At 64.6% G+C, this 23,487-nt stretch carries 22 protein-coding genes and 1 pseudogene; 12 read left to right on the top strand and 11 right to left on the bottom strand.

Going from position 1 to position 23,487, the window contains the following annotated elements; genetic code table 11:
• Positions 1 to 7: 7 nt before the first annotated feature.
• Complete coding sequence (locus P9254_RS03455; RefSeq protein ID WP_278053729.1) at positions 8 to 1,216, top strand: cytochrome-c peroxidase; 1,209 nt, start codon at positions 8 to 10, stop codon at positions 1,214 to 1,216.
• A gap of 59 nt (positions 1,217 to 1,275) precedes the next feature.
• On the opposite strand, the gene P9254_RS03450 is transcribed toward P9254_RS03455, so the two are convergent.
• On the bottom strand, positions 1,276 to 1,728 hold the full coding sequence (locus P9254_RS03450) for an Lrp/AsnC family transcriptional regulator (protein ID WP_095778463.1): 453 nt from the start codon (positions 1,726 to 1,728) through the stop codon (positions 1,276 to 1,278).
• 165 nt (positions 1,729 to 1,893) lie between these two features.
• Here P9254_RS03450 and putA point away from each other — a divergent pair, with 165 nt between their 5' ends.
• Positions 1,894 to 5,502 carry a bifunctional proline dehydrogenase/L-glutamate gamma-semialdehyde dehydrogenase PutA gene (gene putA / locus P9254_RS03445; protein ID WP_278053731.1) on the top strand — a complete coding sequence of 1,203 codons (3,609 nt, stop codon included), beginning with the start codon at positions 1,894 to 1,896 and terminating at the stop codon, positions 5,500 to 5,502.
• Positions 5,503 to 5,535: 33 nt separating this feature from the next.
• Here putA and P9254_RS03440 read toward each other — a convergent pair.
• The 4 genes and pseudogenes from P9254_RS03440 to P9254_RS03425 all read right to left on the bottom strand — a co-directional run.
• Positions 5,536 to 5,655 (bottom strand): annotated as a pseudogene (locus P9254_RS03440) (antibiotic biosynthesis monooxygenase); the annotation flags it as partial.
• Between the two features lie 12 nt (positions 5,656 to 5,667).
• A complete protein-coding gene (locus tag P9254_RS03435; protein ID WP_245458968.1) occupies positions 5,668 to 6,528 on the bottom strand; it encodes an energy transducer TonB family protein in 861 nt (286 codons plus the stop codon).
• A 216-nt stretch (positions 6,529 to 6,744) separates the two neighbouring features.
• Complete coding sequence (locus P9254_RS03430; RefSeq protein WP_127326061.1) at positions 6,745 to 7,182, bottom strand: hypothetical protein; 438 nt, start codon at positions 7,180 to 7,182, stop codon at positions 6,745 to 6,747.
• 5 nt (positions 7,183 to 7,187) lie between these two features.
• Entirely contained in the window at positions 7,188 to 9,377 is a 2,190-nt protein-coding gene (locus P9254_RS03425; RefSeq protein ID WP_278053734.1) for a TonB-dependent hemoglobin/transferrin/lactoferrin family receptor, read from the bottom strand.
• 203 nt (positions 9,378 to 9,580) lie between these two features.
• On the opposite strand from P9254_RS03425, the gene hemP reads away from it, so the two are divergent.
• The 5 genes from hemP to P9254_RS03400 are packed head-to-tail and all read left to right on the top strand — an operon-like array spanning position 9,581 to position 13,707.
• Entirely contained in the window at positions 9,581 to 9,787 is a 207-nt protein-coding gene (gene hemP / locus P9254_RS03420) for a hemin uptake protein HemP (protein WP_066999851.1), read from the top strand.
• 50 nt (positions 9,788 to 9,837) lie between these two features.
• Positions 9,838 to 10,899 (top strand): hemin-degrading factor, encoded by a 1,062-nt coding sequence (locus P9254_RS03415; protein WP_278053736.1) that lies wholly within the window; start codon positions 9,838 to 9,840, stop codon positions 10,897 to 10,899.
• An 11-nt stretch (positions 10,900 to 10,910) separates the two neighbouring features.
• A complete protein-coding gene (locus P9254_RS03410; RefSeq protein ID WP_067329448.1) occupies positions 10,911 to 11,804 on the top strand; it encodes a heme/hemin ABC transporter substrate-binding protein in 894 nt (297 codons plus the stop codon).
• Between the two features lie 6 nt (positions 11,805 to 11,810).
• Positions 11,811 to 12,911, top strand: a complete 1,101-nt coding sequence (locus P9254_RS03405; RefSeq protein ID WP_278053737.1) for a FecCD family ABC transporter permease — start codon at positions 11,811 to 11,813, stop codon at positions 12,909 to 12,911.
• 7 nt (positions 12,912 to 12,918) lie between these two features.
• On the top strand, positions 12,919 to 13,707 hold the full coding sequence (locus P9254_RS03400; RefSeq protein WP_067329454.1) for a heme ABC transporter ATP-binding protein: 789 nt from the start codon (positions 12,919 to 12,921) through the stop codon (positions 13,705 to 13,707).
• Here P9254_RS03400 and rirA read toward each other — a convergent pair.
• Positions 13,704 to 14,165 carry an iron-responsive transcriptional regulator RirA gene (rirA, locus tag P9254_RS03395; protein WP_066999863.1) on the bottom strand — a complete coding sequence of 154 codons (462 nt, stop codon included), beginning with the start codon at positions 14,163 to 14,165 and terminating at the stop codon, positions 13,704 to 13,706. The genes P9254_RS03400 and rirA overlap by 4 nt on opposite strands.
• 195 nt (positions 14,166 to 14,360) lie before the next feature.
• Between rirA and P9254_RS03390 the strand changes: the two genes are divergently transcribed.
• The 3 genes from P9254_RS03390 to P9254_RS03380 all read left to right on the top strand — a co-directional run bounded on the left by P9254_RS03390 (position 14,361) and on the right by P9254_RS03380 (position 16,838).
• On the top strand, positions 14,361 to 15,656 hold the full coding sequence (locus P9254_RS03390; RefSeq protein ID WP_067329456.1) for a DUF445 domain-containing protein: 1,296 nt from the start codon (positions 14,361 to 14,363) through the stop codon (positions 15,654 to 15,656).
• Positions 15,657 to 15,723: 67 nt separating this feature from the next.
• The gene (locus tag P9254_RS03385; protein ID WP_066999869.1) at positions 15,724 to 16,152 is read left to right on the top strand and encodes a phasin family protein; all 429 of its coding nucleotides are present in this window, start codon (positions 15,724 to 15,726) and stop codon (positions 16,150 to 16,152) included.
• A gap of 188 nt (positions 16,153 to 16,340) precedes the next feature.
• Positions 16,341 to 16,838: a MaoC family dehydratase gene (locus P9254_RS03380; RefSeq protein WP_066999871.1), complete on the top strand. Its 498-nt coding sequence runs from the start codon at positions 16,341 to 16,343 to the stop codon at positions 16,836 to 16,838.
• Here the strand turns inward: P9254_RS03380 and P9254_RS03375 are convergent.
• Entirely contained in the window at positions 16,835 to 18,280 is a 1,446-nt protein-coding gene (locus P9254_RS03375; protein WP_278053739.1) for an aminotransferase-like domain-containing protein, read from the bottom strand. The genes P9254_RS03380 and P9254_RS03375 overlap by 4 nt on opposite strands.
• A 102-nt stretch (positions 18,281 to 18,382) precedes the next feature.
• Between P9254_RS03375 and P9254_RS03370 the strand changes: the two genes are divergently transcribed.
• Positions 18,383 to 19,246, top strand: a complete 864-nt coding sequence (locus P9254_RS03370; RefSeq protein ID WP_278053740.1) for a DMT family transporter — start codon at positions 18,383 to 18,385, stop codon at positions 19,244 to 19,246.
• A 9-nt stretch (positions 19,247 to 19,255) separates the two neighbouring features.
• Here P9254_RS03370 and P9254_RS03365 read toward each other — a convergent pair whose 3' ends face one another.
• The 4 genes from P9254_RS03365 to P9254_RS03350 are packed head-to-tail and all read right to left on the bottom strand — an operon-like array spanning position 19,256 to position 22,168.
• Positions 19,256 to 20,296 carry a zinc-dependent alcohol dehydrogenase family protein gene (locus tag P9254_RS03365; protein WP_067329463.1) on the bottom strand — a complete coding sequence of 347 codons (1,041 nt, stop codon included), beginning with the start codon at positions 20,294 to 20,296 and terminating at the stop codon, positions 19,256 to 19,258.
• Between the two features lie 57 nt (positions 20,297 to 20,353).
• Entirely contained in the window at positions 20,354 to 20,833 is a 480-nt protein-coding gene (locus P9254_RS03360) for a DUF4262 domain-containing protein (protein WP_278053743.1), read from the bottom strand.
• Complete coding sequence (gene maiA, locus P9254_RS03355; RefSeq protein WP_127404049.1) at positions 20,823 to 21,473, bottom strand: maleylacetoacetate isomerase; 651 nt, start codon at positions 21,471 to 21,473, stop codon at positions 20,823 to 20,825. Before maiA ends, P9254_RS03360 begins: the two co-directional genes overlap by 11 nt.
• Entirely contained in the window at positions 21,470 to 22,168 is a 699-nt protein-coding gene (locus tag P9254_RS03350) for a fumarylacetoacetate hydrolase family protein (protein ID WP_278053744.1), read from the bottom strand. The genes maiA and P9254_RS03350 overlap by 4 nt, the downstream gene beginning before the upstream one ends.
• 292 nt (positions 22,169 to 22,460) lie before the next feature.
• Here P9254_RS03350 and P9254_RS03345 point away from each other — a divergent pair, with 292 nt between their 5' ends.
• Positions 22,461 to 23,483, top strand: a complete 1,023-nt coding sequence (locus P9254_RS03345) for an acyltransferase family protein (protein ID WP_278053745.1) — start codon at positions 22,461 to 22,463, stop codon at positions 23,481 to 23,483.
• The last annotated feature ends 4 nt before the right edge of the window (positions 23,484 to 23,487 follow it).

Raw genomic sequence — 23,487 nt, 5'->3', positions numbered from 1 at the left:
GCGGCCGATGAAGCGTCTTCTCCGCCTCGCAAGCCTGTCCGCTCTGGCTGCGCTCGCTTGGCTTGGCGGTTGCGGCGAGCCCGAGCTCAGCGACGCCGAGAAGAAGACCATCGCCTCGCTGGCGTTGAACACGCTGCCGGCTCTCAAAGCGGACACGACGAACCAGTATGCCGATGTGCCGGCCGCTGCGGCGCTCGGATCGACGCTGTTCTTCGATGTCGGCATGAGCCGCGGCGGCACCGTGTCCTGCTCGACCTGCCACAAGATCGACCGTCAGTTCCAGGACGACCTGCCGCGGGCGGTCGGCGTCGGCCACACCAATCGCCGAACCATGCCGCTGGCCGGCGTGGCGCGCGATCCTTGGTTCTTCTGGGACGGACGCCGCGACAGTTTGTGGGCGCAAGCGCTGACGCCGCTCGAAAACCCGCTGGAGCAGGCCGGCAACCGCGCGGCCTTCGCGCATTACATCAAGGAGCGGTTCGGCGAGCGCTATGAGCGCATTTTCGGGCCGCTGCCCGATCTTTCCACCGTGCCGGCCAATGCCAGCCCGCTCGGCACCGAGGCCGAAAAGGCGGCATGGAACGCCATGCCCGCCAGGCAGGCCGAAGACGTCAACCGCGTCTTTGCCAATATCGGCAAGGCAATCGCGGCCTTCGAGCGCTCGATCGAACCTGGGCAGACGCGTTTCGACCGCTTCGCGATCGACCTCGCGACCGGCACCAAGCCGCAAGGCGATGCTGCCTTCTCGCCGGAAGAGATCCTCGGGCTGAAGCTGTTCATCGGCAAGGCCAATTGCGTGACCTGCCATAACGGGCCGCGCTTCACCGACAAATCGTTCCACAACACCGGCGTGCCGCCGGTCAAGGATCTGCCGCCCGACCGCGGCCGGGTCGATGCCGTGGCTCAAGTGCAGGCGGACCCGTTCAACTGCTTCGGCAAGTTCCGCGACGGCGATGAAAGCGCCTGCCGCGAATTGCGCTTCATGGTGAAGGACGGGCAGCAACTCGTGCGCGCCTACAAGACGCCGTCGCTCAGGGGGGCAGCTACGCGTGCGCCCTACATGCATGCCGGGCAGTTCTCGACCCTCGACGAGGTAGTGGCGCATTATTCGAAAGCGGCGTCCAGCGTTGAAGGCGTTTCGGAGATCCACCCGCTCGAGCTCTCCGATCGCGAGCGCGCCGCTCTGGTGGCGTTTCTGAAGACTCTGTCGGAGTAAAGTCTTAATTTTGTGCAATTCCGGACGGAAAACGGCTGCGCACTTTTCCTGGAACTGCGCTAGCGATCCTTCACCGTTTCCATCGCCACGAAGGTGGAAGTCTGTGCCACGTGGGGAAGGGCCGAAATGCGCTCGCCGAGCACGCGGCGGTAGGCGGCGATATCGGTGGTGCGGACCTTCAGGAGATAGTCGAAGCTCGACGCCATCATATGGCACTGCTCGATCTCCGGCACGCCCTGCACCGCGCGGTTGAACGCGTCGAGCGCCGCCGAGCGCGTATCCGACAGCTTCACCTGGACGAAGGCGACATGTCCTTCGCCCATGCGCTCCCGGTCGATAATCGCGCGATAGCCTCTGATGTAGCCCTCCTTCTCAAGACGCTTCACACGGGCCTGCACCGGGGTCTTCGACAGCCCGACCTTCAAAGCCAGCTCGGACATTGAAAGCCGGCCGTCGCGCCCGAGCGCGGCCAGGATGTTGCGGTCAATGCGGTCCAATTGGTCTTCGCTCATCGGTCTTACGGTCAAAATGGCGGGAGCTAAGCCTATACGATAGCTCGAATGGACTGTCTCGTCGATTTCTTTGGACCGACCTGGGTTCCCAGCTGTGCTAGCTTGCGCCAATCGGTCCGGCGACCGCCAGACCTGCTCGCTAACGCTTGCTCTCATGGATCCGACATGCCGCTCGATGCCATCCGCCAGCAGATCCGCGCCAACTATTTGCCCGACGAAGACGAGGCGGTGAGGCGGCTGTCCGCGGCTGCCGGGCTTTCGGCGGAAGAGCGCAAGGCGATCTCGGCGCGTGCGGCCGATCTGGTGCGCGCGGTGCGCGGCTCGACCGACCCTCGGCTGATGGAGGTTTTTCTTTCGGCCTATGGCCTGTCGACCAAGGAAGGCGTGGCGCTGATGTGTCTCGCCGAGGCGCTGCTGCGCGTTCCCGATGCCGAGACGATGGACGATCTCATCGCCGACAAGATCGCGCCGCACGACTGGTCGGCGCATTCGGGCAGCTCGAGTTCCATTTTCGTCAACGCCTCGACCTGGGCGCTGATGCTGACCGGCCGCGTGCTCGATGAAGGCGAGGGCGGCATCGAAGGCACGCTGCGCGCCATGGTGCGCAGGCTCGGCGAGCCGGTCATCCGCAAGGCCGTGGCGGCGGCGATGCGCGAAATGGGCGAGCAGTTCGTGCTCGGCCGCACCATCGCCGAGGCGGTCAAGCGCGGCCGTCCGATGACGCAGAAGGGCTATCTCTATTCCTTCGACATGCTGGGTGAGGCGGCCCGCACCGAGGCTGATGCGTTGCGCTATCACCGCGCCTATGCGGATGCGATTTCCTCGCTCGACGCGGGGTCCAATGGCCCGGACATTCGCTACAACCACGGCATTTCGGTCAAGCTTTCGGCACTGCATCCACGCTATGAGGTGGCGCAGAAGGAGAAGATGCTGCCGGTAATGGCCGAGCGGCTGTTGTCGCTGGCGCTTGCCGCGCGGCATTCGCGCATGGGCCTCAACATCGATGCCGAAGAGGCCGACCGGCTCGATTTGTCGCTCGACGTCATCGAACGCGTGCTCGCCGAACCGGAGCTTGCCGGCTGGGATGGTTTCGGCGTCGTCGTCCAGGCCTATGGCCCGCGCGCGGCCTTCGTCATCGACTGGCTCTATGCGCTTGCCAAAAAATACGACCGCAAGATCATGGTGCGGCTGGTGAAGGGCGCCTATTGGGACACCGAGATCAAGCGGGCACAGACGCTTGGGCTTGCCGGCTATCCGGTCTTCACCCGCAAGACCAACACCGACGTCTCGTATGTGGCCTGCGCGCGAAAACTGCTGTCGATGACCGACCGCATCTATCCGCAATTCGCCAGCCACAACGCGCACACGGTGGCTGCCATCCTGTCGATGGCGAAGGATCGCGACTCCTTCGAATTCCAGCGTCTGCACGGTATGGGCGAATCGCTGCACGAGACGGTGCGCAAGGCCGAAAGGACGCGCTGCCGCATCTACGCGCCGGTCGGTGCGCATTCCGACCTGCTCGCCTATCTGGTGCGGCGGCTCTTGGAAAACGGCGCCAACTCCTCTTTCGTCCACCAGTTGACTGACGAGGAGGTCGAGCCGGAAGAAATCGCCCGCGACCCGCTGGAGGCTGTAGAGAAACAAGGCCCCGCCGCCAATCCGGCGATCGCGCGGCCCGCCGCGATCTTCGGCGCCCACCGGCGCAATTCAAAAGGGTTCGACATCAGTGATGCGGTGACTCTTGCAGCCATCGACAGGGCGCGGGCGGAATTCGCGGGAGCGGATCGCTGGCATGCCAAGCCGATCACGCGCGCCGCCGGCTACGGCAAGCCGCGCCAGATCGTCAACCCGGCCAAGCCCGATGAGGTCGTCGGCACCGTGCATGAGGCGGCGGCCAAGCAGGTCGCGACGGCCGTTCGCATCGCTGTGGAGGCGCAGCCGGCCTGGGCAAAACGCCCGGTTGCCGAGCGCGCCGCGATCCTCAACCGCGCCGCCGACCTCTACGAGGCCAATGCCGCCGAGTTCTTCGCTTTGGCCACTCGAGAGGCCGGCAAGTCTTTGGCCGACGGCATCGCCGAAGTGCGCGAGGCGGTCGATTTCCTGCGTTACTATGCGGCCGAGGCGGCGAATGCCGAAGCGGGCACTGAAGCCCGTGGCGCGATCGTCTGCATCTCGCCGTGGAATTTCCCGCTGGCCATCTTCACCGGCCAGATCGCGGCGGCGCTCGTCACCGGCAATTCGGTGATCGCGAAGCCCGCCGAGCAGACGCCGCTGATCGCCTTCCGCGCCGTCGAGATGCTGCGCGAGGCCGGCGTGCCGGAGGATATCATCCAGCTCCTGCCGGGTGACGGTGCGTCGGTCGGAGCGCCGCTCACCGCCGACCCGCGCATCGCAGGTGTCTGCTTTACCGGCTCGACCGAGGTCGCCAAGCTGATCGAAAAACAGCTGGCCGAAACGGCGGCGCCCGATGCCATGCTGATTGCCGAGACGGGTGGGCTGAACGCCATGATCGTCGATTCCACGGCGCTTCCCGAGCAGGCGGTGCGCGACATCCTCGCCTCCGCCTTCCAGAGCGCCGGGCAGCGCTGCTCGGCGCTGCGCGTGCTCTACGTGCAGAAGGATGTCGAGAAGAAGATGCTGGCCATGCTGAAGGGCGCGATGGAAGCCCTCAATGTCGGCGATCCGTGGCTGATCTCGACCGATGTCGGCCCGGTCATCGACGATGAGGCGCAGGCCTCGATCGGCGACTACTGCAAGAAAAAGGGGCTGGAGGGGCGCCTCATCGCCAAGCTCGAAGCGCCGGCTGCCGGCCGCTTCGTCGCGCCGCATGTCTTTCGGGTCAAAGGCATCGAGGAGATGGAGCGCGAAGTGTTCGGTCCGGTGCTGCATGTCGCCACCTTCGACGCCGACGACATCGACGCGGTGATTGCCGGCATCAACCGCAAGGGCTACGGCCTGACCTTCGGCCTGCACACCCGCATCGAGGGCCGCGTCCAGCATTTCGTCGACGGCATCCATGCCGGCAACATCTATGTCAACCGAAACCAGATCGGCGCCGTCGTCGGCTCGCAGCCCTTCGGCGGCGAGGGTCTGTCCGGCACCGGGCCGAAGGCCGGCGGGCCACATTATCTGCGCCGCTTCCGCAAGGGCCCGCAAGCCGGAACGGAAGTCGGCGACGGCCACAAGGTGACGGCGACGGAACTCGCGGACAATCTGCCGGACCCGACGCTTGGCGGTTGGTCGACGCGACCCGATCGCGTGGCGATTCTGAGAAAACATCTGCGCGGCAAGGGGGCTGCGGCCATCGCCGCCGCAGCGGGCCTCGATTTCGGGCAGGTCGACCTGCCGGGCCCGACCGGCGAGGCCAACACGCTGTCGCTGGCGCCGCGCGGACGGGTGCTCTGCCTCGGGCCGGATGCCGAGACGCTGCTTGCGCAGACAATCCAGGCTTTAGCCGCCGGCAATGCCGTTCTGGCAGTGGCGCCAGGCGCGCCGGCGGCGCTGTCGGCGCTGACCGGCAGGGGCCTGCCACTGGCGGCGATCGACGGTCGGCCGGACCCGGTCGAGGCGCGCTCGCTGCGCGTCGACGTCGTTGCCTTCTCCGGCACGCCGGAAGCGGCGCGCATCGTGCGCAAGGTGGTTGCCGAGCGCGCCGGGCCGATCGTGCCGCTGGTCAGCGAAGTGCTTAATCCGGCGGCTTATGCGCATGAGCGCGCGGTCTGCGTTGACACGACGGCGGCCGGCGGCAATGCCAGCCTGCTCGCGGCAGCCTAATCAGGTGCGGGAAGGCCGCCGCGTTAGCGGCGGTCAGGCGCCCTCGACGACCAAAAACCCTTCGAACTCGGGGTGGCCAAGATAATGCACCTTGGCGGTGCCGGCGTTGCGATGGGCGGCGCGGAAGTTCTCCGACTTCGTCCAGGCGATGAAATCGCGGAGGCTTTAAAAAGGGCCGATCCGCGCCTTGAACACCCAACTTGATTTGCCGGTCTCGGGTGGAATGGGAGGGAACGGGGCTTGCTTGCGCACCAGCGTCAAAGCGAACTGATCGAGCTCGGCGGACCCTGAACTTTCAGTGAGCTGCAGGTCGCTGACGCTGCCGTCGGCCGCGACGACGAAAACCACCCTGGCGTTGTTGCGAGCCTTGGCCTGGATCGATTTCGAAACGCGACGGTTGGCGCGCGCAAGTTTCTTCTGGATTTCACCGCTGTAGTGGGATTCCAGGGCATTGCCGGCAGCGACCTGTTTCTTGCCTTTGCTGGCGGCAACAGGCGCGTCGCGTGTATCGCCATCCGCCGTGCCGCCGGTTGCATTGGTCTGGTCTGCCGCTGCCGATGGGGCTGGGCCGCTCGATGTCGCACTGGGGACCGGTGGCTGTTGAGGCTCGGCAAGGGGCGCTTCAGCGCTTTGCAGTTCGGTCGCGGGCGTAGGTTTGCTGTCGTCGGGGACAGTCTGGTCATCCTGGCGTGGGCTGGTGGCCGCCACGATATCCGGCGCGGAAGCGGCTTCCTTGACGGCTTGCGGCGGAAGCTGAGGCGTCGAGGGTTCGCTTGCTGGTTCCTGCGCTTCGACCGGCGGTGCGGGCTGCGCGGCCTGGCGTTTCACCGGCTGCAGTTCGGGCACCAAGGTGACATCCACGGCGCCGGACGACTGGTCGTCCAGGGCGCTGCCGGTGACGTTGGCGCCGGACTGATCTGTGCCCTCGGCCCGAATCGCGTCCATGGAGTCGAATATTCCGGCAGGCGCGAACAGGAACGCGGCCGCCGCAGCGCCATGGAGCAGGCCGGAAGCGATGATCGCCACCGGCCATTTGCGATGCCCGGCCGAGTGCCGCGGCTGCATGAGCGGCTCGGCCGGCGTGATCGCCGGTTCGCTGCCTGCATCGGAGGAGTGATTGATGTCCTGCATGTCTCGCGCCGAGACCTGCTGTACGCGATAAGAAATTGTCAAATCAAGATCGGTTGCCGCCTATGGCCCACGCCATGGCGTCTCCTGGCGGGCCGGATGCAATCCCCACCTCTATACGCCGAAGGCGATGGCGGTTTTAGTCGAGGTCTTCAGGTCGCGCATGCAGGCCGTCGGCTCGACGCCGGTTCCAGCGCATTCCGTCGCGCTGTTGATCAGCACGCGGCCGAGCTTGCCGCAGTCGGCGCCCGCGAGATCGAAGCGCGTGACTTTCGTCTTGCCGACCGGCAGGTCCTTGAAATCGAGCACGGTGAGGCGGTCGACAACGCCGGACTCATTGAACAGCGCGATTTCGAAAGCGGACTTCGACAGGTCGGCGCCGAGCGCGTTGTTGACGACGAAGGTCAGCCGGCAGCCCTTGTCCGAAGGCTGCACGGCGTTGAGTTCGAGATTAAGGGCCGGCGCTGGCGCGGACTGGCCGCGCGCCGGCACCGGGCCGAGCGACATCGCCAGCGCCGAGGTCAAGAGACAGAGCGATGTCGTCAAGTTCATGGTTCTCAGCCTCCAAAGCGCATGGTTGCCGCAAGCTTCAGCGTGACGCCCGGTTCATAGAGGACGGCAGTCGTGCTTGCGTTGAGCGGATTGGTGTATTTGACATCGAACAGATTGTCGGCGCGGACGTCGAGCTTGAGGTTGTCGGTCGCCTGGTAACTGGCAAAGGCATTGACCAGCGTATAGTCCTTGGCCACCGGATTGCCCTTGGGCTTGCCGTTATATTGCACTTCACCGCCGACGGTGAGCCTGTCCTCGAGGAAGCGAAGGCCGAGCTGCGCCGTCACCTGCGAGGAGGGAATGGTGGCAAGGTCGGCCCGCTCGCCCTCATACGAGATGGTGTGGCCGTTGATGATCGAGGCCGAGAAGCCCGCATAGCCCCAGCCGGCGTCATAGACGCTTTCCAGTTCAAAACCGTTGATCTTGGCCTTGGCGAAGTTCTGATACTGGAAGCAGATCGGGATGCCGGGGCCGAACGGGCAGCCGCTGGTCGGGTCGAAGGCCGACAGCGTGACGCCGTCGATATAGTCTTCGACATTGTTGTTGAAATAGGCGGCCTTGAGCCGCAGAGCGTCGCCGCCTTCGAAAATGTCGTTCTGCTTGTAGTTGACGCCGAACTCGACGGTCTTGCCGGTCTCAGGCTTGAGATTTGGATTGGGCAGGAAGGGGAAGGTGACGCCGGCCGGATGGTTACCGCTGATCAGCGTCTCCGTCAGCGAGGGTGAGCGGTAGCCTTCCGCATAGGTGCCGTAAAACTGCAGGCCGGCGAGGTCAGCGCTTTCGAAGGGCGATACGCCGACGGTGATGCGCGGCGACAGCCGGTCGCCTGATGTCTCGTGCTCGGAGTCCTTCAGGCTGTACCTGTCGTAGCGCAGGCCGGTGATGACCTCCAGCCATTCCCAGGTCAGCTTGTCCTGGACATAGGCGCCGGAGACGTTGCGCTTACCTGACGGCGTGTAGAAGCTGTCGCCGCCGGCTGTGCCCCCGGTTTCGACGTCGTCGCCGACCCAGTCACCGCCGTAAGTCAACTCATGCGCAATGCCGGCGGTCTCGAATCGCGACGTGTTCCATATGTCGATGCCGGTCGTCCCGACATCGAAAGTCGAGAGCGACCCGGCGGGCAGCACCACGGGCAGGCCGGTCGTCGGATCGAAACGGTTCTGCGGGACGAGCGTCGTCAGATCGAGAAGCGTCTTGTTGTAAGAGGCTTTGATGTGGAGATCGAGCCAGCTTTTGGCATCGTCGGTGATGTTGTAGCGGGCGGTGAAGGTATTCGATTTCAGGTCGACATCGTTGGCCGGAACGCCGCCACTGGTCTCCGTCCACCCGTCCTTCGCGCCGACCCAGCCGAGCTTCAACTCGCTGTTCTCGGTCGGGCGAATGGTGGTCTTGAGCAGGCCGCTCAGCACGTCGAAGCCGGTGCCGGCAACGGTGTCGCCGCCACCGTTCTTGTAGTCGCCGTAGTCGCGGTAGACGATGTTACCCAAAACGTCCCAGTTCTCGTTGAAGCGATAGGCGCCGCTAGCGCTGGTGGTCCAGCCCTTGCCATTCGTTTCATAGCGACCGGTGGCGGAAGCCGCCCAGCTTTCCTCCGGCTTGAGGAAATCTCCGGCGTCCTTCGTTTCGAAGAACACCACTCCGCCGATGGCGCCGGAGCCATAGGTGTTGGCGACCGGGCCGCGGATCACGTCGACGGATTTGATGAGCTCGGGATCGACATAGAAGGTCGACTGCGTGCCGTGGTCGGAGCGCTGGAAATCCTGCCTGGCGCCGTCGACGATCACCGCCACGCGGCCGAAATCCTGCAGGCCGCGGATGTTGATGCTGGAGCTGACGCGTCGCGCGTCGGCCTGCACTGCAACTCCCGGCACGCCAAGCAGCATCTCGTTCGGCGTCGTCGCCATGCGGCGCTCAAGCTGTTCCTTGTCGACATGGCTGGCCGAGGCCAGCGACTGGATCGCCGTCTCGCCGGTGCGGCTAATGACGAGGATCTTGTCGAGCAGCGTCGAGTCGCCTGCACTTTTCTGGTCAGTCTTCTTTGTCTGGTCGCTCTGCTGGTCAGCCGCCGGCTGGGTGGCCTGTTGCGCTTTGGCCGCCGGCATACAGAGCGCGATTGCCGCCGCGCCAGCCAGCAAGGCCGCCATTTCCTTCGCCATCGGCCGATCTGTCGGCCGTCCCCAATTCACCAACCCCATGCCCCAACTCCAGATTCTCAGGCTCGATGCTGGCTGGCGCGGGGCTCGCTCGCATTTTTGATCGCGTCCGGCGTCTTAAATGTTGACTCATTTAGTCCGGTAATGCACGACTATTAAACATGAGAAATCGAGTCAAGAATTTAATCGGCATTTGACGAGGCGACCGGCCCGGTGGCCGGCACAGGAAAAAGGGACCGAATGAGATGAACAGCCATAATCCAAGCGACTTTCGCTACCGCGGCCGCCGCTCCGACGACGTGCCCGCGCGTTTTGACCGCGTGGCGATGTCAGTGCGCACGCTCTCCAGCAACGCGCTGTTCCAGGGCGAGCATGAGATCGGCATCGAACATCATGGTGCTCTCTACCGTCTGAAGATCACCCGCCAGGGCAAGCTGATCCTCAACAAGTAAGCACGATCGGCAGACGAACAGGGCAGACAAAAAGTGGGCAGGTGGACGATATGGACCAACGCGTGAAGCCGTCGCCGGACGAGATCCGGGGTTCGCGGGAAGACAATCCGAAGATGCGCGAGCGCGATTTGGCGGCCCAACTCGGCATTTCGGAAGCAGAGCTGGTCGCGGCACATTGCGGCCATGGCGCCGTGCGCGTCGAGCCGCGCGTCAATGACTTGCTGAGCGGCCTCGAAGCGGTCGGCGAAGTGATGGCGCTGACCCGCAACGAAAGCGCCGTGCACGAAAAGATCGGCGTCTACGACAAGGTCGTCACTGGCAATCACAACGCCATGGTGCTCGGCGAGAACATCGACCTGCGCATCTTCCCGAAAGTGTGGGCACATGGCTTTGCCGTCGAGAAACGCGACGGGGGCGAGATCCGCCGCAGCCTGCAGTTCTTCGATGCGGCCGGCGAGGCCGTTCACAAGGTGCATCTGCGGGCAGCCTCGAACCTCTATGCTTACCAGAAGCTGATGGCGAGCCTTGAATCGTCGAACCAGGAGCCGACGATCGCAATCGCCTCAAACGCGCCGGAGGACGAAGTGGAGGTGCAAGCCTCGGTAGCCAGCATCGACGACCTCCGCGACCGCTGGAGCCGGATGACCGACGTGCATCAGTTCTTCGGCATGCTGAAGACGCTGAAGCTCAGCCGCCGTGAGGCGGTGCGCATGGTGGGCCAGGACTATGCATGGCTGCTCGACAATGATGCCGTCAGCGCCATGTTCCACCACGCGGCGGAAGGCGAGATGCCGATCATGTGCTTCGTCGGCAACCGCGGCTGCATCCAGATCCACTCCGGCCCGATCACGTCGGTCAAGCCGATGGGACCGTGGATCAACGTGCTCGACGAGACCTTCCACCTGCATCTGAGGACCGATCACATCCATGAAGTCTGGGCGGTGCGCAAACCGACCAAGGATGGCCATGTCACGTCGCTCGAGGCTTATGACGCGAAGGGGGGCATGATCATCCAGTTCTTCGGCAAGCGCCATGAAGGCGAGGGCGAGCGCGAAGACTGGCGCTTCCTGGCCGAGAACCTGCCCCGTATCCCCAGCCCGACCGCTGCATGAGGCGAGACTCGATGCGTGTCGTTCACCGTTTCCGCTCTACGCTTGCGCCGCTGATCGGCGTTCTGCTTGCCGCCGCCGCTCTGCCTGCCGGAGCCGATGAAGGTAGGGCCGTCTTCTCCGACACCTCGCGGATTGCCTCCATCGGCGGCTCGATCACCGAGATCGTCTATGCGCTCGGCGAGGAAGGTCATCTCGTCGCCCGTGATTCGACCAGCTCTTTCCCGCAAGCCGCGCAGAAATTGCCTGATGTTGGCTATATGCGCGCGCTGTCGCCGGAGGGCGTTCTGTCGGTCAATCCATCGGGGATTCTAGCCCTGCATGGCAGCGGCCCGAAGGAAACCGTCGACGTGTTGAAGAAATCGAGCGTGCCCTTTATCGAGGTGCCAGAGCGCTACAGCCATGAAGGCATCCTCGAAAAGATCCGCACCGTCGGGAGGGCGCTGGGGGTCGAGGCTAAGGCGGAGCAGCTCGCTGCGGAGACGGACGCGAAGCTGAAGTCGGCCGAAAAGCAGACGGCCGCGATCAAGGAGCGCAAGCGCGTGCTGTTCGTGCTGTCGATGCAGGGCGGCAAGATCCTGGCCGCGGGCAGCGATACGGCCGGCGACGGCATCATCAGGCTTGCCGGCGCCGTCAACGCGGTCGAGGGTTTTTCGGGCTACAAGCAGCTGTCCGACGAGGCGATCGTCACCGCAAGGCCGGATGTGCTCCTGACCATGAAAAACGCCGGTCCACCGATCTCGGAAGATGAGCTGTTCGCCAATCCATCGATCGCTTCGACGCCCGCGGGAGCTGCCCGCAAGCTGATCAGCATGGATGGCGGCTACCTGCTGGGCTTCGGGCCGCGCACGGCCGCGGCCATCCACGACCTCGCCGTCTCGCTTTACGGCAATCAGGTCACGGACTGAGCGGTGATGGCTGAACAGTCGATTGCGGGGCCGACGGGCAGGGTGAGGGCATCCGATGGCGACCGCTCGGCGCGGGCAAGGATCGTCATCCTGCTTTTGTCTGTCGCGCTTGCGCTGTCCATATTCCTGTCGCTGACCTCGGGCGCTTCGGACGCGTCCGCCGTTCGCGTCATCCGCGACTGGCTGACCGGAGGCGTGCCGGCCGATACGGCGCTCGCCGCGCGCCACCGGCTGATCGTCTATGACATCCGCATGCCGCGCGTGCTGCTCGGCGTGCTGATCGGCGCCGCGCTCGCCGTCTCCGGCGCGGTGATGCAAGGACTGTTCCGCAACCCGCTCGCCGATCCCGGCCTGATCGGCGTCTCGGCCGGCTCGAGCCTTGGCGCGGTGGCAATCATCGTGCTCGGCACAACCTGGCTTGCGCCTGTCACGCTCGCCCTTGGCACGCTCGCCCTGCCGCTGGCAGCCTTCCTCGGCGGCCTGGCGGTGACGCTGCTGCTCTATGCCATTGCGACGCGCCACGGCCGGACGTCAGTCGCCACGATGCTGCTCGCCGGCCTGGCGATCGCCGCCCTTGCCATGGCGCTCACCGGCATACTGGTCTTCGTGGCCGACGACAGCCAATTGCGCGACCTCACCTTCTGGCAACTCGGCTCGCTTGGCGGCGCCACTTGGCCGAAAATCGGCACTGTCGGGCCGGTGATCTTGCTGGCATTGGCGACGATGCCGTTCCTGTCGCGCGGCCTCGATGCGCTGGCGCTCGGCGAGGCGACCGCCGGCCATCTCGGCATTCCGGTCCAGCGGCTGAAATATACGGCCATCGTCGGCGTGTCGGCGGCGGTCGGTGCGTCGGTCGCCGTCAGCGGAGGCATCGGCTTCATCGGCATCGTCGTGCCGCATCTGTTGCGCCTCGCGATCGGTCCGGATAACCGCTACCTACTGCCGGCCTCGGCCTTGCTCGGCGCCTCGCTGCTTCTGCTTGCCGACGCGGTCGCCCGTACCGTCGTCGCGCCCGCCGAACTGCCGATCGGCATCGTCACGGCAGTGGCCGGCGCGCCGTTCTTCCTGTGGATCCTGCTGCGCAAGCGCGGCGTCATTGATCTGTGAGCAGCCGATGATCGAAGCCCGGGACATCTCCGTAGCGATCGGCTCCAGGCGCATCGTGTCGCATGTCGATTTCACGGCGCGGCCGGGCGAGGTAACGGCAATCGTCGGGCCCAATGGCTCGGGCAAGACGACGCTGCTCAAGGCGCTGACGGGCGAGCTCTCCTATACCGGCACTGTCATCCTCAATGGCCGAGACCTGGTTTCCATGAAGCCGGTGGAGGCAGCGACGCATCGCGCCGTGCTGCCGCAGTCCACCACGCTGTCCTTTCCCTTCACGGTGCTAGAGATCGTTCGTCTCGGCCTGATCGGCGGGCGTTCCGGGGTGCTGCCCGGCGAGGATGCGCGCTTGCCCGAGCGGGCGCTGGCGCGTGTCGATCTCGACGGCTTTGCCGGCCGCTTCTACCAGGAGCTTTCAGGCGGCGAGCAGCAGCGCGTCCAGCTTGCCCGTGTACTTTGCCAGGTCTGGGCGCCGGTTCTCGAGGGCAGGCCGCGCTACCTTTTCCTCGACGAGCCTGTCTCCAGCCTCGACGTCAAGCACCAACTGATCATCATGAATATTGCGGGCGATTTCGCGCGGCGCGGCGGCGGCGTGGTGGCGATCCTGCACGACCTCAATCTGACGGCCATGTATGCCGACCGGATTTTCGTGCTCTCTCGTGGCCAACTGGCTGCCGCCGGCTCACCTCAAGAGGTGCTCAATGACGAGCTGATCGAAAAGGTGTTCGACTGCCGGCTCAAGGTCGGCGCACTGCCTGCTGGAAGCGTTCCGTTCGTGTTGCCGCAATCGGCAGCTTAGGCAGCCGGGGCGCGCTGCTCCAGGAGATCGATGCCAAGCAGGTGGCGCACATTCGGGCGCGCGGCGACGAGGTCGGCGATCGTGTAGCGGGAGAGCACGGCGAAGAAGGCATTGAGCGCTTCGCGCAGTGCCGAATTCAAGGCGCAGCTGTCGACCAGCGGGCATTCGGCGGCGTCGTTCTCGAAGCACTCGGCCATGGCGAAGCTCTCTTCGGTGACGCGCACGACGTCGAACAGGCTGATCTGCTCCGCCGGGCGGCCGAGCCTGACGCCGCCATTGCGGCCGCGCACCGTCTCGACCAGGCCGGCCTCGACCAGCGGCTGCAGGATCTTGAACAAAAACAGCTCCGAAACCGAATAGGCGGTGGCGATCTCGGGGATGCGGCTCAGGCGGTCGCTGTTCGCGGCGCAATACATCAGTATGCGCATCGCATAGTTCGTCTGGCGCGTGAGCCGCATGGTATCCTCGCGAAATGAGCTTGGGCCGAATATGGCCCATAGTTTGGAACAATTCCAGACTGGACCGCTACATAGCTGAATAAACTTATCAACTTTTTGTGCGTGTCCGCCGCATCGCGCCGCAATGCGCTTTGAGCGAGCGTTTCCCCGGCGCAGGCCCTAGATAAGTCCGGGTGCAATAGGGAAGGCCTTTCCATGTCACAATCAGCTCAGGCCCTCGCGCCGGTTCGATTCGACGCCGATGCGCAGGCAAAGCTCTCGGCATTGCGGCGGACCAAGTTCGTCGCCGCCGCAGCGCTTGGCCTGTGCATCCTTGTCTTCGCGCTCGCCAAGTCTTTAGAGATCACCCATCCGTGGCTCGGCTTTGTTGCCGCGTTCGCCGAGGCGGCGATCATTGGCGGGCTGGCCGACTGGTATGCGGTCGTGGCGTTGTTCAGGCGCCCGCTCGGCCTGCCGATCCCGCACACGGCCATCATTCCTGAGAACCAGCACCGCATCGCCGACAATCTCGGCCGGTTCATCGAGGCCAATTTCCTTGCGCCGGAGCCCGTGCGGGAAAAGCTCGCCGAGGTCGACTTTGCCGCCCTCGTCGCCGACTGGCTGGCCGACGCCGAACGCGCCGCCGACCTGTCGCGATTCGTCGCCCGCCTGGTGCCGCAGACGCTGACCGCCGTGGAGCAGTCCGGGCTGCGCGACTTCGTCACCAGCCGCTTGCTGGAGCAGATCGAAAAAGTGCCGCTAGCGCCTTTAGCCGCGGAGCTGTTGTCGGCGCTCACCGACGACCGGCGCCACCAGAAACTGTTCGACGAGTTCACCAGGGTGGTCGGGCGCTTCCTGAACGACGAGAAGGCGCTGGCGACGATGCGCGAAAAGATCCGTGAGGAACTGCCGTCGCTGTTCAACCTGTTTCGCGCCGACGCCTATCTGCTCAAGAAGATTGTCGCTTCCGCCGGGTTGCTGCTGGAGGAGGTGCGGGCCGATCCCGATCATCCGGCGCGCGCCGAGTTCGACCGTTTCGTACTTGGCTTCGTCGAGCGGCTCAGGACCTCGAAGCAATATGCAAGACGCGCCGAAAGGCTGAAGCGCGATTTCCTGGGCCGTCCGGAAGTCAGGGCTCTCGCCGGCGAGACTTGGGCAAGCCTGCGCTTGTTCATCGAGCAGGACGCCAACGCGGCCAATTCGACGATCCGCGAGCACCTCGCCAACCTGTTCGTCGAGGTCGGCCGGCATTTGGCCGACGATGCCCAGATCAGGGCCGACATGAACCAGGGTTTTGTTGTGGCGCTCGCCTCCTTCGTCGAAAGCCAGAAGAGCGGCGTGTCGAAATTCATCGCCGATCAGGTCAAGCGCTGGGATCTGGCCCAGCTGACGCGGCTGATCGAGATCAATATCGGCAAGGACCTGCAGTATATCCGCTTCAACGGCATGGTAATCGGCGGTCTGGCCGGCTTGGCACTCTATACGGCGGAGCGGCTGCTTCTCCTCAATTGACGCGGACCGGGCGCGCACTATTCTCCCTAGTGGGCGCTGTAAGAGCGGCAGATCGGGAGGCGACGACATGGCAAGACAACCGGAATCCGACTCTTTTCTGGACATCTTCAGCAGGTTCGGCCGCGACTTGAAGCTGCCGAAGGTCGACATCCAGGCGATCCTCGATCACCACCGCAGGAATCTCGAGGCTCTGGAGAAGTCGGCCCGGGCAAGCGCCGCCGGCGCGTCATCCATTCTGTCGAGACAGCACGAAATGGTGCAGGAGGCGCTCGGCGAAATTACCCGGATGGCACGCAACTACCAGCCTCCGGGCAATCCGCAGGAGTTGATGACGAAGCAGGTGGATTTCGCCAGGAAATCCTTCGAGACAACGCTGAAGAATGCCGGCGAGGTCGCCGACCTGGTTCGGAAATCCGGCACCGAATCGGTCGAAATCCTGCGCGACAGGATCAAGGACGCGATGGCGGAAATCCGGGCCGGCTACGACGGGAAGTGAGCAATCCAGGGCGCCTATTCGGGTTTTCCGGATCGGGTTCAGGCGGCTGAGCAATCGGCGCGTGCGGCTGCGCGTTCGCGGCTTGCCGTAAAACCGTCAAGTCTGAGGGTGAAATCGAGGCGCCGCGAATTGACAGGAGCCGCCGGTTCATGGTCGGGAGATTGGCAGAAGCCAGCAGGAAAGCAGGAATGACGGAAAATCGGCCGAGGACGCCGCCGACCTTTGAACAGTTGCGGACAATGGCCGGCCAGGAGATCGGCGTGTCGGACTGGACGACGGTCGACCAGCAGCGCATCGACCAGTTCGCCCAATGCACGGGCGACCACCAGTGGATACATGTCGATCCGGAGCGCGCGAAGCGGCAGAGTCCGTTCCGCACTACGATCGCGCATGGCTATCTGACGCTGTCGATCATCGGCGCGCTGGCGCTGGAAATGGGCATCGTGCCGGAAAACACGCAAGCCGCCTTCAACTATGGCTTCGACAAAGTGCGCTTCCTGGCGCCGGTGAAGTCCGGCGCACGTATCCGGCTGCGCACGACGCTGCTCACCATGGAAGACCGAGGCCCCGGCCAATATCTGATGAAGGCCGCGAACACCGTCGAGATCGAGGGCGAGCAGAAGCCGGCGCTGACTGCCGAGACGCTGGTGATGATGTATGAGCGCCGCAAGCGGGCAGGCGCCTAAGCTCTGCCGCTGCCGGGCTGCCACGCGCCTTTGCGGCGGGACGCGGCCATTGCCCTTTCAAGCACTCTGAAGTTGCGCTTATCGGCGCATTGGGCGACGTTGAAACGCATGAAGCGGCCGGCGGAGTGCGACAGGCTGAAGGCGTTGCCGGGCGCCAGCACGACATTATCCGCCAGCGCATGGCGGGCGACATCGGCGGCGTCGATGGCGTCGGGCAGGCGGCACCACAGGAACATACCGGCCCCCTGATCGATCCAGGGCATAACGTCCATTGCTTTCAGCCTGCCGGCTGTTTCGGCCATTGCGCGCGACAGGCGGGTGCGCAACTGCTCGACATGCTTGCGGTAGCTTCCGTCCTTCAGCAGAGTCAGCACCAGTTCCGAGGAGAGCCTCCCGCCGCCGAAAGTCGTGGCGATCTTGAGGTCAATCAGCCGTTCCATCCAGTCGCGGGGCGCGGCGATGAAGCCGCATCGCACCGAAGCCGACAGCGTCTTGGAGAAGGAACCGATCTGGACGACGCGGCCGAGGCCATCGAAGGCCGCCAGCCGCGGCGCCGGCGCGTGCTCGAAATCGGCGAAGATGTCATCCTCGACGATGGCGAGATCCGATTGATCGGCAAGCTTGAGCAGCCGGTGCGCTATAACCGGCGAGAGCACCGCGCCGGTTGGGTTGTGAAGCGCGGAATTGGTGATGTAGAGGCGCGGCTTGTGCTCGGCGAGCGCTTGCGCGAAGAGGTCGATATCGGGCCCCGAGGGTGTCATCGCGACACCGACCACTTTGGCGCGATGCGCGCGCAGCAGCGCATGGAAGTTGAAATAGCAGGGATCGTCGACCAGCACCGCATCGCCCGGCTCGAGGAGCAAGCGGCACAGCAGGTCGATCGCCTGCGTCCCGGACTCGGTGAGCATGATCTGATCCGGCGAAGCCTCGACGCCGTGCGCCGACAGGCGGCGGGCAAGCAGCTGCCGCAGTGCCGGCAGGCCGAGCGGCGTGCCGTAGTCGGCAAGCGTCGCATCGTCGGCTCGGGCGGCGCCGCGCAGTGCTTGCCGCAACGCGGCCTGAGGCATCCAGGAAGCCGGCAGCCAGCCGCAGCCCGGTTTCAGCATATCGTCGCCTGCCTCCAGCGCTTGCCGCGAGACCCAGAGCGGGTCGACGGCGCGGTCGAGCCGCGGGCCGATCTCGGCCAGCGACAGCGGCGCAAGCGGGCCGGCGGCAAAGAAGCCGGAGCCCGGCCGCGAGCGGATCGTGCCTTCCGCCGCAAGCCGCTCATAGGCCTCGACCACGGTAGATTTTGACACCTGCATCGTGCCGGCGAAGGCGCGGATCGAAGGCAAGCGCGCGCCCGGCGTCAGGATGCGCGCGGCGATCCGCTGCCGGATTGCCGACATGACGGCTTCGACGAGCGTTCCGGCATTCGTGGCTTTCGGGTCGGGCGTGTCCATCTGTACTTCCCTGTCGACCAATACAGTTTTACGGAATTGTACCCGATTGTCTCTGGCAATGCCATGCGCTCTGCCGGTACAGAAGCGCAAACGGAGCGGATGATGGATAAGAGTTTCAACGGCTGGCTCAACGGCTTCATCGGCGTGCTGATCTTCAGCGGCTCGCTGCCAGCGACGCGCGTGGCCGTGGTCGATTTCGACCCGACCTTCCTGACGTCGGCCCGTGCGGCGATCGCCGGTTTGCTCGGCATCGCGGTGCTGTTCCTGTTCCGCGAGAAGCGCCCGGATCGCGGCGATCTGGTCTCGCTGGTCGTCGTTGCGCTAGGCGTCGTGGTCGGCTTTCCCCTGCTGACGGCGCTGGCGCTCAAACATGTCACGGCGGCGCATTCCATCATCTTTGTCGGCCTGCTGCCGCTGGCGACGGCGATCTCCGGTGTGCTGCGCGGCGGCGACCGTCCGCGCCCGGCCTTCTGGCTGTTTTCCTGCCTGGGCAGCACGCTCGTCGCGGGTTTCGCGCTGTCGCAAGGCGTGACCGCCTCACCGGTCGGCGACGGCTTGATGCTCGCCGCCATCATCGCTTGCGGGCTGGGCTATGCGGAAGGTGCGGCGCTGTCGCGCAAGCTCGGCGGCTGGCAGGTGATCTGCTGGGCCTTGGCGCTGTCGCTGCCGGTCATGTTAGCGCTGAGCTTTGCGACCCTGCCGCCGTCTTTTGCCGCTGTCGGCTCCGGCGCATGGATCGGCCTCGGCTATGTCTCGCTGTTCAGCATGCTGATCGGCTTCGTGTTCTGGTATCGCGGCCTGGCGCAGGGCGGCATCGCCGCGGTCGGGCAATTGCAACTGCTGCAGCCCTTCTTCGGCCTGGCGCTCGCGGCGACTCTGCTGCACGAGCAGGTCAGCCCGCTGATGGTGGTGGTCACGCTCGGCGTGGTGGCCTGCGTGTTCGGGGCGAAGAAGTTCGCCAGGTAGGGAGCCTACTCAAAACTTCGTCACCACGCCGATGCCGATGCCCTCGAAGCCGCCCATCGCCATCAATGCGGCTGGCGCCTCATCGAGGCTGATCCTTTTGCCGACCAACAGTTCGGGCTTCAGCTTGCCGGTGCGAATCATGTCCATCATGGCGGAATAGCGGTAGGCCTGCATGCCGTGGCTGCCGAGGATTTCGAGCTCGAAGGCGATGACCTTGTCCATCGGCACTTGCGGGCGGGCATGGTCGCCCAGCATCAGCCCGACCTGAACATGGCGACCGCGCCGGCGCAGATTGGCGATCGAGTTGAAGCACGTGGTTGGATGGCCGAGCGCGTCCATCGACATATGCGCGCCGCCGTTGGTGATCTGCTTGACGGCCTTGACGACATTGGGCGTGGTCGAAGCGTTGATGGTCGCGACCGCCCCGATCCTTTTCGCAAACTCCAGCTTCTCGTCGGTGAGGTCGATGGCGATGACATTGGCGCCCATGGCGCTGGCGATCATGATCGCCGAGAGACCGACACCGCCGCAGCCATGCACCGCCACCCACTCGCCGGGCGTCACCCGGCCCTGGTCGACGATGGCGCGGAAGGAGGTGACGAAGCGGCAGCCGAGGCTGGCGGCAGTGGCGAACTCCATCTCGTCCGGCAGGCGTACGAGATTGGTGTCGGCATGCTCGATGCCGACATATTCGGCGAACGAGCCCCAGCCCGTGAAGCCAGGTTGGGTCTGGTGCTCGCAGACCTGATGGTTGCCGGAGTTGCATTCGAAGCAGCGGCCGCAGCCGACGGCGAAAGGCACGGTGACGCGGTCGCCGGCCTTCCAGCGGCTCACCTGCTTGCCGGCGGCGACGACGACGCCCGCCAGTTCATGGCCGGGGACATGCGGCAGCGTGATGCCGTCGTCATGACCCATCCAGCCATGCCAGTCGCTGCGGCAAAGACCGGTCGCCTCGACCTTGATGACGACGCCATCCCCCGCCGGCTTGGGGTCAGGCACGGTCTGGATCGTGGGAGCTTCGCCGAATTTTTCGAAGACGACAGCTTTCATGGGAGTGCTTTCTATCCAGTTCAAAGGGCAGGGCGATTTTGGGTAATAGGTCCCAAGCTAAGTCGGCAATGGTGGTTGGTCGAGCAATGGTTGCCGCTTGCAAAACCACTCGCCGGCTTCGGCATCCCATGGCCAAACACCGGAGGTTGTCGGAAAGATAAGCTGCAGAATCCCGAAAACGGGCCCGTTGTAAAACCATAGGTCCCAACCGAAATATTCAGGGTAGTGGTCGGGATGGACCGCACCGAATTGACAGTCGAAGCCACCTCGCAGGAAACCCGGCGCCCGCTCTCCAACCTTGAACCTCTCGCCGCTGCGCACTCGTCGGCAATACTCGTTGCGGATGGTCTGCGAAAGCTCCGGCTTGAGCCCGATGACGACCAGCTCAGGGGCTTTGAAATTGTACTCTATCCCCACCGAGTAAGCGAATGGCGGGTGGTCGTCGTCCTCCAGCACGCAGAGAATATGACAGCCATACTCCTCCATATCGGCGAGCGTCTTAGCCTCGTCGGGATCCCTGGCTTCCCTACTCGGCATCGATCTGGTTCTGCGGCGCAGCCTTCTGGAACGCCGGCAGCGCCATGCAGGCGGCGTGGATGCGCGAGATCACCGGATAGGCCGCCATGTCGACGCCGAAGCGGGCATTGTTGGTGACCTGCGCGGCGAGGCAGATATCGGCGAGCCCCGGTGTATCGCCATGGCAGAACCTGCCGGTCTCGGGCGAGGCGGCCAGAATCTTTTCAAGCGGCTGGAAACCTTCATTCACCCAATGCCGGAACCAGTTGACGACATCCTCGTCGCCGGCGCCGAACAAGGTGCGCAGCGAGGTGAGCACGCGCAGATTGTTCACCGGATGGATGTCGCAGGCGATCATCTGCGCCAGCATCCGGACCCTGGCGCGTCCCAGCGCATCCTTGGGCAACAACGGCGGCTCGGGCTCGATCTCGTCGAGATATTCGATGATCGCCAGCGACTGGGTTAAAAGCGTTCCGTCGTCGAGCACCAGCGCCGGCACCAACCCTTGCGGATTGACCGCGAGATAGGCGGGCTCGAGATGCTCGCCATGGCGCAGATGGTGGGGCACATAGGTGTAGGCACGCCCCTTCATCTCCAGCGCGATCCGCACCCGGTATGAGGTGGAGGATCGATAATAGTTATGGAGGATGAGGTCGCTCATCGCCTCGGCTGCCCGATGGTGACCTCGACGGCGCCGATGCCGTCGACGCCACCAGTGATCTTGTCGCCCGCCTGAACCGCGCCAACGCCGGCCGGCGTGCCGGTGAAGATCAGGTCGCCGGGCCGGAGCTCGACCGACTCGCTGCAGATCGAGACGACATCGGCGACGGGCCAGATCAGCTCGGCGAGGTCGCCGTCCTGTTTTACGTCACCGTTTACAGCGAGCCAGATGCGACCCGTTTCGGGATGGCCAGACCTTGCGACCGGAAGCAGCGGGCCGCAAGGCGCGGAGAAGTCGAAGGCCTTCGACCAGTCCCAGGGGCGGGCCGCTTTCTTCGCTTGGTCCTGCAGGTCGCGGCGAGTGAGGTCCACGCCGACGCCATAGCCCCAGACATGCGCGAGCGCCTCGGTGCGAGGGATGCGGAAGCCGGCCTTGCCGATCGCCACGACCAGCTCGATCTCGTGGTGGAGATTGCCAGTCAGCGGCGGGTAGGGGATCTCGGCGCCGCTGTCGACCACGGCGTCGGCCGGCTTGGTGAAGAAGAAGGGCGGATCGCGCTCGTCATTGCCGAGTTCTCGCGCATGCGCCGCGTAGTTGCGGCCAACGCAGAAGATGCGGCGCACGGCAAACCGTTCCGCCGAGCCGGTCACCGCGACCGAAGCGATCGCGGGCGGAGGGAGGACGAAGTCTGCCATAGGCGGTCTCTGCGTTGGAAATGAATCGATCCGCACATTCGGCCGATTTCGGCAGGCGGGCAAGGCATGAGGCCACGAAACATTGCCGACCATGGCGGGTTCACCAAGCGGCGGCAGGACCCGCCGCGGCCCCTTTTTCTTTTGTGTTCGCAATCGGTTGGCAGGAACTGCCTGTGAATTCGCTGCTTCGCACTTGCACAAGATTATCCCGCACTGCAAAATAACTGCGGCGGGGAAAACGAAGCGGTTCCAGGCACGGCTATGCCGGGACCTCGAGTTGCGAGGGACGGGCATGACCGACATCTCCGCGACGGCCGGCGTCCTGCCGCGGGCCGCAGCCGACAAGGCGGCACGGGCAAGGCTGGCCTATCTCGACGGCTGGCGCGGCCTGTCGATCGCCTTCGTGCTGATCGGCCATCTCTTTCCGATTCGCGGCATCAATCTCGGCGTGCTCGGCGTCGAGTTCTTCTTCGTGCTGAGCGGCCGGCTGATGGGGGAAATCCTGTTCGTCGAGCGCTTTCCGCTGAAGAAGTTCTTCAAGCGCCGGTTCGCCCGCGTCTATCCAGCCCTGCTGGTGTTCGTGGTTGCCGTCATGATCGGGCTCTCCGGCACCTTCATTGCCTTCAAATGGAAGGCGGCGCTTACCGCGCTGACATTCACCTACAACTATGCCGGCATTCTCATCAATCGCGCGGGCGCGCTCGACCATATCTGGTCGCTTGCCATCGAGGAGCATTCTTATGTCATCCTGGCGCTGATCAGCGTGGCGGTTTCCAGGCGCGCGAATGTCGTGCGCCTGCTTGTCATGCTGTCGCTGCTCGCTATGGCCAACGGCGCTATTTCCTACTGGGTCTTCGGCATGGACTACGAAACCAGCTATTGGCGAACCGACGTGCATATCGCCTCGATCCTGCTGTCGGCGGCGATCTGCCTGCTCAAGGCCGATGGACACCTGCCGGCATTCCTCAGGAGCCGGCATCTGGCGCTGGCGGCCGCGGTCGGGGGAATCTTGCTGTTCCTCGATCCGGTGCCGACGCCCTTGCACTATCTGCTGGGCGTGCCGCTGCTGGCGCTCGCCGTCAACACGCTCGACTTCGCCGGCGGCTATCTGACCGGCCTACTGTCATCGCGGCCGATGGTGATGCTGGGGCTGTGGTCCTACTCGCTCTATCTGTGGCAGCAGCCCTTCTACAAATTCGTCCATGACCGCGACGTGGCGCCGATCCCGATGCTGGGCGCGGTCTTCGCCTGCGCCCTGGCGAGCTACTACATCGTCGAGAAACCGGCGCGCGGCTGGCTCAACCGCAATTGGTGAGGAG

Origin of the sequence: Mesorhizobium sp. WSM4983 (genome assembly GCF_029625765.1) — a bacterium.
Classification (GTDB): Bacteria; Pseudomonadota; Alphaproteobacteria; order Rhizobiales; family Rhizobiaceae; genus Mesorhizobium.
This window is presented reverse-complemented; position numbering and strand designations above follow the sequence as displayed.